The sequence below is a fragment of the Candidatus Pantoea floridensis genome (assembly GCF_900215435.1).
In the GTDB taxonomy this organism is placed as follows: domain Bacteria; phylum Pseudomonadota; class Gammaproteobacteria; order Enterobacterales; family Enterobacteriaceae; genus Pantoea; species Pantoea floridensis.
In genome coordinates this window covers 1,728,929-1,741,001 of the sequence record NZ_OCMY01000001.1, presented here as the reverse complement: position 1 = coordinate 1,741,001, position 12,073 = coordinate 1,728,929, and the positions used below count along the sequence as shown (strand labels likewise).

At 56.6% G+C, this 12,073-nt stretch carries 7 protein-coding genes; 6 read left to right on the top strand and 1 reads right to left on the bottom strand.

From position 1 onward, the window contains the following. The first annotated feature begins 7 nt into the window (after nt 1–7). The 6 genes from CRO19_RS08095 to CRO19_RS08065 all read left to right on the top strand — a co-directional run bounded on the left by CRO19_RS08095 (nt 8) and on the right by CRO19_RS08065 (nt 10,816). On the top strand, nt 8–3,811 hold the full coding sequence (locus tag CRO19_RS08095; protein ID WP_097095377.1) for a cellulose biosynthesis protein BcsC: 3,804 nt from the start codon (nt 8–10) through the stop codon (nt 3,809–3,811). Beyond that, nucleotides 3,811–4,257 (top strand): cellulose biosynthesis protein BcsD, encoded by a 447-nt coding sequence (gene bcsD, locus CRO19_RS08090; RefSeq protein ID WP_097095376.1) that lies wholly within the window; start codon nt 3,811–3,813, stop codon nt 4,255–4,257. The genes CRO19_RS08095 and bcsD overlap by 1 nt, the downstream gene beginning before the upstream one ends. Nucleotides 4,258–4,266: 9 nt before the next feature. Further along, complete coding sequence (locus CRO19_RS08085; RefSeq protein WP_097095375.1) at nt 4,267–5,271, top strand: family 8 glycosyl hydrolase; 1,005 nt, start codon at nt 4,267–4,269, stop codon at nt 5,269–5,271. Nucleotides 5,272–5,539: 268 nt separating this feature from the next. Continuing rightward, complete coding sequence (gene hmsP / locus CRO19_RS08080) at nt 5,540–7,552, top strand: biofilm formation regulator HmsP (protein WP_320204465.1); 2,013 nt, start codon at nt 5,540–5,542, stop codon at nt 7,550–7,552. A gap of 229 nt (nt 7,553–7,781) precedes the next feature. Beyond that, the gene (locus tag CRO19_RS08075; RefSeq protein WP_008105722.1) at nt 7,782–9,062 is read left to right on the top strand and encodes a dicarboxylate/amino acid:cation symporter; all 1,281 of its coding nucleotides are present in this window, start codon (nt 7,782–7,784) and stop codon (nt 9,060–9,062) included. A gap of 245 nt (nt 9,063–9,307) precedes the next feature. Further along, on the top strand, nt 9,308–10,816 hold the full coding sequence (locus tag CRO19_RS08065; RefSeq protein ID WP_097095373.1) for a M16 family metallopeptidase: 1,509 nt from the start codon (nt 9,308–9,310) through the stop codon (nt 10,814–10,816). 3 nt (nt 10,817–10,819) lie between these two features. Here the strand turns inward: CRO19_RS08065 and CRO19_RS08060 are convergent, their stop codons facing one another. Next, nucleotides 10,820–11,692, bottom strand: a complete 873-nt coding sequence (locus CRO19_RS08060; protein WP_097095372.1) for an alpha/beta hydrolase — start codon at nt 11,690–11,692, stop codon at nt 10,820–10,822. Nucleotides 11,693–12,073: the final 381 nt, after the last annotated feature.

Here is a 12,073-nt window from a genome sequence, read left to right as displayed (position 1 = left end):
AAAAATAATGAAAAAACATCTGTTAAGTGCCGGCGTGCGTCATGCTCTGATTCTGGGGGGAGCACTGGCGCTCTCGCAGCCGCTGCTGGCGGCGGAGAGCAGCAATCCCGCGCTGCAGGCGCTGTTCGATCAAGCGGCTTACTGGCATCAGAAAGCGCATGACGATCTGGCGAAAGCCTCGCTGCAGAAAGTGCTGATGGTTGAGCCGAACAATACGCAGGCGCTCTATCTGCTGGCGCTCTATTCCCAGCAAAGCGGCGGCACGGCCGAAGCGGCGCAGTGGCGTGCGCGATTGAGTGCGGCCTCGCCAAACGATGCGCATCTCACCGAGCTGGATAACGCGCGTCAGCTGCAAACCATTCCGCAGGCGCAGCTGCAGCTGGCACGTCAGCAGGCGCGCAGTGGCAACATTGCCGCTTCGTTGCAAACCTGGCGTAATACCTTCAGCGGCAATGAGCCGCCGCCGAGCGTGGCGGCAGAATATTATCTGACCATGGCGGGCGATCGCTCGCTGCTGCCGCAGGCGGTGGAAGCGCTGCGCCAGTTCTCCGCCGATCATCCGCAGGATACCGGTGCAAAACTGGCGCTGGGTAAAGCATTAACCTATCAGGAATCAACCCGCCGTCAGGGTATCGATGTGCTCGCGAGCATGGCGGATGGCAACAAAGAAGCCGATCGATCGCTGCGCCAGGCCCTGCTGTGGCTTGGCCCGCAGGCTTCAGATGCTTCGCTTTATCAAACCTGGCAGCAGCGTCATCCGCAAGACAACGCGGTGCTGGATTACTACCGTAAAAACGTCGGCGGCGCGGAGAAAGGCGCGGGCTTTACTGCGTTAAACAGCGGCGACGTCAGCAATGCGCAAAACAACTTTGAGAAAGTGCTGCAGGCCAACCCACAAGATGCCGATGCCCTGGCCGGCATGGGTTACGTGGCTCAGCGCGCCGGTCGCTATGCGGAAGCAGCGGATTACCTGACGCGCGCCGCGCAGCTGGGTGGCGATCAGAGCGACACGCGGCAGAAACAGGCCGCCGATGCGCGCTTCTATGCGCAGTTGGCCACGGCGCAGCAGGCGCTGAAAAATGGCGACAGCGCGCAGGCGCTGGCATTGAGCGAACCGCTGACGCAGGCCGACGGCGAAAAAGGGGTATCCGCCAAACTGTTCCGTGCCGATGTTCAGCGTCGCAGCAATCAGCTCGATCAGGCGGAGCAAACCTATCGCGCCATCCTGCAAAGCGATGCCAACAACCGTAGCGCTAAAGAAGGCCTGTTCTACGTGCTGCGTCAGCAGAATCGCGGGGCAGAAGCTAATACGCTGCTGGCATCGCTGCCCGACAGCGTGCGCCAGAGCGTCGCGCCGCGCGGCAATAGCACCGATCCAATTCGTGCGCAGGCCAAGCGTGAATTAGCCGCGGGCAACAACAGCGCGGCGATTGCTACGCTAAATAGCGGCATTCAGCGCTATCCCAACGATGGCTGGCTGCGTCTCGATCTGGCGCGCATCTATCGCGCACAGGGCGATAGCATGATGGCAGCGAATATCATGCAGCCGACCCTGCGTACCGGTGCGAGCACCGCTGAACTGTACGCGGGCGCGTTAAACGCCAGTGAAAGCGGTGCCTGGCAGCAGGCGAGTATGCTGCTGTCACGTATTCCCAACGGCAGCAAAAACAGCGATATGCGCGAGCTGGCGCAGCGCGTGAATTTCAACTTGCAGATGACCACCGCCGATCAGTATCTGGCGCAGGGATCGAACGCTGCAGCGGCCAATACCCTGCGCGCGCTGGCGGCAACGCCACCGTCAAATCCGGTTGATGCCGGTAATCTGGCGCAGAAACTGGCAAAAGCAGGTGATATCACCACCGCGGTTTCCGTGGTGCGCAGCAACATGCAGCGCGGAGTGCAAGGCAACGCCGGGGATTACGCCGCACAGGTCGCGGTGCTGAATCAGGCCGGTTTGAATACTGAAGCGCAAAGCTTCCTCAGCAGTCCGGAACTGCAGGCGCGCAGCACGCCGACGCAGCTGGCGGGTATCCGCAATGGTTACGTGATCAACGAGGTCGATCGCCTGCGCGAGCAGAAACAGTACGCCGCTGCTTACGATAAGCTGGTGGGCGCGCTGCAGCACGATCCACAGAACCGCGATCTGATGTTCGCCATGGCGCGACTGTATCAATCCGGCAAGATGAACAAAGAAGCGGGCGTGGTGTATGACTACCTGATGACGCAGGACACCGCGACGCAAGACGCGCGCACTGGCGCCATCAACGTGGCGCTGGCGCAAAACGACCTCAACAAAGCCAACACCTTAACCCGCGGCCTGAATAACGCGCAGTCACCCGATCGCCTGCTGTTGCTTGCGCGCGTTGCCGAAGCTAACGGCGAACACAGCCAGGCAATGAGCTACCTGCGCACCGCGCGTGGTCAGCTGATTGGTCTGCAGGGTGCTGAAACCGGTAGCGTGCCGAGCGTGGGTGGTCTGGCCCTGGCCGATAATCCGTTTATCAATCGCGGCACCTCGCCGGTTGGCCGCTCGCCATCCAGCTATGGTGCGGTAATGCCGTGGCAATCGGCGCCCGACGCCACCAGCAGCGCGGAAGGGGTGACGCTGGCGAGCAACACGCCAGCCATTCAGCAGAGTCAGACGCTGCGCCAAATCGACAACATGATGGACGATTTGCAGGAGAAAACCGGTACCTGGGTGCAGGGCGCGGTGCAGGTGCGCGGACGCGACGGTGAATCTGGGTTGAGTAAGTTGACCGAAGCCAAAGCGCCACTGACCTTCTCTACCGTGCCGTTTGGCGAGTCGCGTTTCGATTTCACGATGACGCCGGTTTCACTCTCAGCCGGCAGCGCCGGCGGTGATGCCTGGCGTCGCTTCGGCACCAACTCGCTGGTGCAGGGCAACGTGGTGGCGACGGGAGGAGCGAAAATTGATGACGTGCCTAACTCTTCTACTGATTCGCAATCAGCGACCGGCGTTGAGCTGAACATGGCGCTGAAGGGCGACAGCTACAAGATTGATCTCGGCAGCACGCCGCTCGGACAAGATTTGAGCACGTTGGTGGGTGGCGTGCAGTGGTCGCCGAAGCTGACGGATTTCCTGACGCTGATCCTCACCGGTGAACGCCGCGCGATGACCGACAGCCTGTTGTCGTATGTGGGTGTGGAAGACAAAACCAGCGGTAAACGTTGGGGCCGCGTAACGAAAAACGGCGGTAACGCCTTGCTGAGTTACGACAACGGTGATGCCGGCTTCTACGCTGGTGCTGGCGCGTACAGCTACCTGGGTGAAAACGTGGCGAGCAACAATAGCGTGCAGGCTACGGCCGGAGCTTATGTGCGTCCGTATCACTTCGACGATCGCGAGCTGAAAGTCGGCATGAGCCTATCGTGGATGGATTACTCGAAAAACCTTAGCTACTTCAGCTACGGTCAGGGCGGTTACTTCAGTCCGCAAAACTATGCATCCGTATCGTTCCCTGTTGAATTCAGCCGCAAGTTTGACGATCTGAAAGTGAACGTGGGCGGCTCGGTGGGTTATCAATCCTATAGCCAGGATAAAAGCGCCTACTTCCCGAACAACCCGTCTCTGCAATCACAGTTGCAGAGTCTGGCTGACCAGGGCTACGTGAAGGACGCGTTCTACAGCGGCGATAGCAAAAACGGTATTGGCTACAACCTGCATGCCGGTGCGGATTACAAGATCAACAAAGATGTCACCGTAGGCGGTCAGTTAGGCTACGACACCTTTGGTGATTACAACGAAAGTACCGCCAATCTGTACTTCCGTTACCTGTTCGGAGATTACTAATGAGTGAGCAAATCGCAGCACGCGCCAGCCATCCACACCAGCCGGGCTGGTTTGATTTGGTGAGCGTGATGATTGAAAGCATGCTGGATAATGCTGGCGAGGAAGCGGAAGGCTTCCTGCAGGGTGTCGGCGCATCGCTGGCAACACGCTATCCTTTAGCAGAAGCGCGCACCGTGCAGGATCTGGAGCGTGAGATGAATCTGCAGCTGGCCCGATTTAACTGGGGTTTTGTGCAGTTGCAGCCGCAGCAAAACGCCATTCTGCTGCAGCACCACGCGCTGCCTCAGGGTGATATTCACGTAGCAGCAGAACGCTGGCAGCTGGCGTTGAGTGCGGTACTGGCTGGGCTGTATGCGCAGTGGCTGCAAGCACAAGGCGGCAGCGCGGCAGTGCCGGTAACCCTCGAGAAGAACGACGGCGGCACGCTGCACTATCGATATCAATAGGATGCTGTGATGAAAGTGATGCGGTTCTGGCGTCAATGGATGCTGTGTTTCATGGTGATGTTTTTTAGCGCCCAGGCGGCCGCAGATGGCTGGAGTACCTACAAAAGCCGGTTTATGAGCAGCGACGGCCGCATCAGCGATACGGCAAACAATAATGTGAGCCATACCGAAGGCCAGGGCTACGGCATGCTGCTGGCGGTGGCGCACGACGATCGTGTCACGTTTGATCTGCTGTGGCAGTGGACGCGCAGCCATCTGAGCAATCCACAGAACGATCTGTTCTATTGGCGTTATACGCCAGGTGCTGCCGATCCGGTTGCGGACAAAAATAATGCGTCCGACGGTGATGTGCTGATTGCGTGGGCCCTGCAACGCGCCGCACAGAAGTGGGGCGGCGATTATCAGCAGGCGTCCGATCGCATCCAACGTGCGGTGATTAAGCTTAATGTCATCGATTATGGCGGACATAGAGTGATGTTGCCGGGCGCACAGGGGTTTAATAAAACCAGCTATGTGGTCCTCAACCCCTCTTATTTTCTGTTCGCGGCTTGGCGTGAGTTTGCCGATCATAGCCATCTGCGCATCTGGAATGAGCTGATTGATGACGGCATGGCGCTGTTAGGCGATATGCACTTTGGCAAAACCGGCCTGCCGCTCGATTGGGTAGCTTTGAATGCCGATGGTTCAGTGGCGCCGGCGCTAGGTTATTCCAACCGCTTCAGCTATGACGCGATTCGTATTCCCCTAAATATCTGGTGGTACGATCCGCAAAGTCTGCGTCTGGTGCCGTTCCAGCGCGTCTGGCAAGGCTCGCCACGCCTGACCACGCCCGCCTGGTATGATGTGCTGGGGAATACACCTGCACCGTACAATATGGAAGGTGGCCTGGTTGCCGTGCGCGATCTGACGTTGAACCAAACGCGCTATCTCAATGACCGTTTGGCGCCCGATCAAAACTACTTCTCCGCCAGCCTGCAACTGCTTACCTGGATGGCGTACCAGGAGAAGCGCTAAGTCTTATTTTCCACCGGGTCGCCATCAATGGCGTAATGCTCGTCAGCTAAGCGTGAATCGGTCACCATGAATGGCGACCCTACGTGGATATAGCCGGGTTTTCGTAGGGTGCGCATTTATGCGCACCTGCATCATTCCGAATCACCGCGAAAATTCTTCTGCCTGGCCATTTTTCAACTTTATCCCGGCGAAATGCGACCCTGACCTGGGATATACTCGCTGCGCATTTCATCTAATTACATGGCCAAACTGGCCCGGAGAGGTTTTGTTGCGCGTCAGTCGTTCTTTAACGATAAAGCAGATGGCGACGGTTTCCGCCGTAGCGATTGTGACCATCAGCATTTTTATTGTCGTCCAGCTGTTTCATTTTGTGCAGCAGCGCAGGATTGACTACGCCCAACAAATGGAAAATGTGGCGCATACCGTGCGTCAGCCGCTCTCCGAGGCAGTGCTAAAAGCCGACATCCCGCAAGCTGAACATATCCTTAATACTCTGAAACCGGCCGGTATTTTATCGCGCGCTGATGTGGTGCTGCCGAATGCGTTTCAGGCGCTGCATGCCGATTTCGCGCCGGAAAAACCGGTGCCGCGCTGGGTGGCGCGCCTGTTTGAGCTGCCGGTACAAATTACGCTGCCGCTCTATTCGGTGGAGCGATCTGGCTTGCCGAAGCCGATTGCCTATCTGGTGCTGCAGGCTGACTCCTCGCGCGTTTATCAGTTCCTGCTCAGCACGTTATCGACCATGATCACCACCTATCTACTGCTGGCGCTGATTCTCTCTGTCGCCATCAGCTGGTGTATCAATCGTTTAATTGTGCATCCGCTGCGCGATATTTCGCGTGATTTGCAGGAGCTGCCGCCGCAGGCGATTTTGACGCACAAGCTGGCGCTGCCCAACAATCACCGTGATGATGAAATTGGCATGCTGATCCGCAGCTACAACCGTAATCAGCAGGTATTAGAGTCGATTCACGATGAAATGAGCCGCATGACCACCCATTTCGCCGTGACGGATCTGCCCAATCGCGCGCTGTTCCTCGCGCTGCTCGAACAGCATATGAACCAGCAACGTAACCGCCAGGCGTGGGGACTGATGGTGATTCGTATCGAGACGCTACAGGAAGCCAACGGCGTACTGAGCGATGAACAGCGTGATACGTTAATGCTGACGCTGGTGGAGAAGATTCGCAGCACCGTGGACGATCACGTCTTACTGGCGCAAACCGGCCCCAGCGACTTCGCGCTGTTAATGAAGCGCGCGCACAACCCGTTTCGCGCCATGCGTCTGGCGCGCAACCTGATGATTCGCCTCAATCAGCCGGTGAATCTGCAAAATCTTCAGCTGCGACCAAATGCCAGCATTGGGTTAGCGCTTTATGAAGAGAGCACCATTTCGGCCAGCGAACAGCTCGATCGCGCGACATCGGCAATGATGTCGGCGCGCCACCAGGGTAAAAATCAGATCCTGTTCTTCGATCCCGCCCTCACCGAACGGGCGCAAAAGCGTTTAACTCAGGAACATGACATCCTGCAAGGTTTGCAGGAGGATCAGTTTTCCCTCTATTTGCAGCCGCAAATCAATATGGAAACCGGTGAACTGGCCGGCGCCGAAGCGCTGCTGCGTATGCGCATGCCGGATGGCAGCTACGGGTTATCGGAAGAGTTCATTGCCAGCGCCGAGGAGATTGGGGTGATTTCGGCGATTGGGCGTTGGGTATTTGAAGAGGCCTGCCGCATTCTTGCCGCCTGGCAGAAGCAGGGGATCAATATACCGCTCAGCGTCAATATCTCGGCGGTACAGCTGCGCGATGCCAGCATGGTGAGCCATTTGCAGGGATTGCTGGAGCGCCATCGTATTGCGCCCGGTAACTTCGTGTTGGAGATCACGGAAACCGCGCAGATTGGCGATGCTGAACAGGCGATTGCGCTACTGCGCTTGTTGCAAAAAACCGGCGTGGCGGTCGCGCTCGATGACTTCGGCATGGGCTACTCCAACCTGAATTATCTGCATCAGTTCAAAGCGCTGCCGGTGAACAAACTGAAAATGGATCGCAGTTTCGTCGCCGCGTTACCGGTTGATGACACCATGGTGCGCATTGTGGCGGCCATTGCCGACATCATTCACCTCGACGTGATTGCTGAAGGTGTGGAAACCGCCGAGCAGCGTGACTGGCTGCTGGCGCGCGGAATTACTATCGGGCAAGGCTACTTATATGCTGAAGCACTGCCTCTCGACGTCTTTAATCAACGCTGGCTCAATCCCTCCCAAACCCTTGAATAATCACCTTGGTTATTGATTTTCCTTACAAAATTAAAGCGAAGCGCTAAGCTGAAGCGTTTCAGTTCATAGTTAGAGTTTTGTAACTTTTGTAAGGAATGTTAGGGGATATTAATCTTGTTAACAGGGTGTTATTTTCCTCGCCATCGGTAAGGTTTTACGCTTCTGGCGGCTTGCCGCATGCGTTACTCCACAACAATGGCGGTGAAAACCGTCTTACTGGACACCTGTTATGAAAATCTTAAAAAGCCTCTATTTTCAGGTACTGGTTGCCATCGGCATCGGCGTCCTGTTGGGCCACTTCTATCCTGAGTTAGGCGCGCAAATGAAGCCGCTCGGCGATGGGTTCGTTAAGCTGATCAAGATGATCATCGCCCCCGTTATTTTCTGTACGGTGGTGACCGGTATTGCCGGCATGGAGAGCATGAAAGCCGTTGGACGTACCGGCGCGGTTGCGCTGCTGTACTTTGAAGTGGTCAGCACCATCGCGCTGATCATTGGTTTGGTGGTGGTCAATGTGGTGCAGCCTGGTGCGGGCATGAACGTTGATCCGGCCACGCTGGATGCCAAAGCGGTTGCGGTTTACGCCCAGCAGGCGGAGCAGCAAGGTGTGGTTGCCTTCCTGCTGGATGTGATCCCGAATAGCGTCATCGGTGCTTTCGCCAGCGGCAACATCCTGCAAGTACTGCTGTTCGCTATTCTGTTCGGCTTTGCGCTGCATCGCCTTGGCAGCGCAGGTACGGTGATGTTCAACGTCATTGAGAGCTTCTCGAAAGTGATCTTCGGCGTTATCAACATGATCATGCGTCTCGCGCCTATCGGTGCCTTCGGGGCCATGGCCTTTACCATCGGCAAATATGGCGTGGGATCGCTGGTGCAGCTCGGTCAACTGATTATCTGCTTCTATATCACCTGCGTGCTGTTTGTGGTGGTAGTGCTGGGGCTGATTGCGCGCTTTGCTGGCTTCAACATCTTCAAGTTTGTTGCTTACATCAAAGAAGAACTGCTGATTGTGCTGGGGACCTCTTCATCTGAGTCTGCGCTGCCGCGCATGCTGGATAAGATGGAGAAGCTCGGCTGTAAGAAATCGGTGGTGGGATTAGTGATCCCAACGGGGTATTCGTTCAACCTTGATGGCACCTCGATTTATCTCACCATGGCGGCAGTGTTTATCGCGCAGGCAACCAACGCACACATGGATGTCTTCCACCAAATCACGCTGTTAGTGGTGCTGTTGCTCTCTTCTAAAGGTGCAGCAGGTGTTACCGGCAGCGGCTTTATCGTGCTGGCGGCCACGTTGTCCGCTGTGGGCCATCTGCCGGTGGCGGGTTTAGCGTTGATTCTCGGTATTGATCGCTTTATGTCCGAAGCCCGTGCGCTGACGAATCTGGTGGGTAACGGCGTGGCGACTATTGTGGTGGCGAAGTGGGTGGGTCAGCTGGACGAGAAACAGCTGAACGCGACGCTTTCTTCAGGGAAAAAGGTGAATAACGCACCAGAAACCGCCGCGTAAAAGCGCTATTTGCGTTAATTTGCCCAGAAATGCCCGCTGTCGCTTGCCCTGACAGCGGGCATTTGCATAATAAACCCCATTGATTTTTTTCCCGATTTTTTGCCTCGTTGCGCGACATCCTGACCTTCTCGTGGTCAAAGAGTCTGTTATTAAATAAACGTGGCGGCAAAATGCCGCACCGGTCACCCAGATGTGGCCGAATATGCCGCGCTAACGAGCGTTGATCTGTTTGAGTAGGGGTTCACATGCAGGGCACCAGAATTCGGCTTTTGGTTGGCGGATTGCTACTGGCAGCATCCGGTTTTGGCGTGCAAGCCGAAACGCTCCAACCCGATCCCGCCTGGCAGGAAGGCAAACTGGACAATGGTTTTAGTTGGCAGCTTCTGACCACACCACAGCGTCCAAGCGATCGTATTGAACTGCGCCTGATTGTTAACACCGGTTCACTGGTGGAGAGCGCACAACAAACTGGCTACAGCCATCTTTTACCGCGTTTAGCGATGGTGCATAACGCCGCGCTGGATACCAATCAGCAACGTGCACTGTGGCAGCAGGCCATGGATCCGCAGCGTCCGCTGCCGCCCGCTATTTCGTCGTACGATTACACCCAATACAATCTAAGTTTGCCCAATAACCGTCCAGACTTGCTGAAAGAAGCGCTCAGCTGGCTGGCGGCAACCGCCGGTAAAATGACCATCAACGAGCAGGTGGTTTCCACCGCGCTGACGGCAACCGATCCCATCGCCACCTGGCCTGCCAATACGCAGGATGTGTGGTGGCGCTATCGCCTGAAAGGTTCGGCGATGCTGGCGCACGATCCGGGTGAGCAACCGCGCGCACCGGTGGATATTGCCCAGCTCAATAGTTTCTATCAGCAATGGTATACGCCCGATGGCATGACGCTGTATGTGGTCGGCAATGTTGACAGCCGCAGCATGGCGGAGCAGATCAATAAAGCCTTCTCGCCGCTGAAAGGCAAGCGTGTGGCACCTGCTGCGTTACCGACGCTCTCGCCGTTGCCGCATCAGCCGGTGAATCTGGTGAATGGCGGCATGAATCAGGATCGCCTGTCGCTGGTATGGGACACCGCCTGGCAGCCGATTCGTGATTCGCAGAATCTCCAGCGCTACTGGCAGAGCGATTTGGCGCGTGAAGCGCTGTTCTGGCATGTGCAGCGCGCCCTGGCGGACAGCAAAGCGCAAAGCGTGCAGGTTGGCTTTGACTGCCGTGTGCTGTATCAGCGTGCGCAGTGTTCCATCAACATGGATAGCCCGAATGCCTCGTTGCCGCAGAACATGAATCAGGTAGCGAAGGAGCTGGCCGCTGTCCGCGATAAGGGTTTACCGCAGGATGAGTTCGACGCGCTGATGGCGCAAAAGCTGCTGGAACTCAACAAACTGTTCGCCACTTACGCCCGTACCGACACCGATATTCTGATGGGCCAGCGTCTGCGTTCGCAGCAAAATGCGGTCGTGGACATTGCGCCAGAGCAGTATCAGAAGCTGCGCCAGACATTCCTCAGCGAAATGACGCGCGACCAGTTGAATCAGGAACTGCGCCAGCAGCTGTCGCAGGAGCTGACCATGGTGCTGATTCAGCCGCAGGGTGAGGCCGAGACTAACGTGAAGATGCTGCAGGAAAGCTGGGATAAGGTGATGAAGTTACCAGACGCACCTGCTGCGCCTGCCGCTTCGGATGAAGTCAAACCGGATAACAGCGCTGGCGCGGGGGAACAGACCGCGCCATCATCCTGATTATCAGGTCTTAGCTCTAAGCCATTCCGTTACGAGCATTGGCCAGCTGGCGAGGGGAAGATCCGCCACGCCACGGATACCAAATCCGTGGCCGCCTTTCTGGTAGAAGTGAATCTCCACCGGCACCTTGTGCTCCCGCAGCGCGCTGAAAAACACCATGCTGTTATTCACCGAAACCGACTCATCATCGGACGCGTGAATCAGCAGCGTGGGCGGCGTTTGCGCATGTACGCGCGTCTCCAGTGAATACGCCTCAATCATCTTTTGATCTGGCCAGGCGCCCAATAAGCGGGTGCGCGCGCCTTCATGCGCCAGACCTTCACGCATACTGATTACCGGATAGAGCAGTACCATCGCATCCGGGCGCGGCGAGAAGCTGTCTGCCTGATCCTGCACCGGATAAAGTTTTTCACCGAAGCGCGTACCGAGGCTGGCGGCAACGTGTCCGCCCGCCGAAAAGCCCATCATCACAATGTATTTACCGTTGATGCCGCGTTGTGCTCGTTCACGCAGCACGCGCACCGCACGCTGCGCATCGGCCAGTGGCGCGTCCGGACCTTCGTGGTGACCATCATAGGGCAGGCGATAAGTCATTACCGCCAATGTGTAGCCCATCGAAGTGAAGAAGGTGGCAAGCGCGCTGCCTTCCCGATCGATCAATACCCGCTGATAACCGCCGCCCGGCGCCACCAACAGCGTAATACCGTTCGAGGTTTCCGGATGCCAGAGGGCAATTTCCGGGCAGCGCACGCCGGTGGCCGCACGGTCATAAGGTTCGTACTCTTTGGCGAGATCGACGATCTGCGGCTGAGCGCGCGAATCGCTCGCGCCTGGCGCATCACCGTTTGGCCAGATATTGATAATTTCTGTGTGCATAAGTCAGTCCTGAGCGAGTCATATTGTCATTATTCTGTTCGCGGCCGGAGTAACAGCATCCTGCTGTTATTGATTAAAACATGGTCTCTTTTGCGGCTGGCGTCCAGCCGAAAACCGCCGATTTCGCCAGTTTCGGACTATGCCTGGCGGGCGTATTTTCGTGATATAACACATTGAATTTAAATCACTCTGATAAGCAGGGTTAAAGCGGTGCAGCGGGTGATGTTACAGGAGTGGATGAGCTAAGTGATTAGTGGAAATTGGCAGAGAAAAATACTGCGTTAAGGCAAATGTTCAGCGCGAGGTGGTTAGCAATATTGATGAATTTGGTCGTCATAAATGACGACCTTACAATATGCGTAGGGTGCGCAATCATGCGCA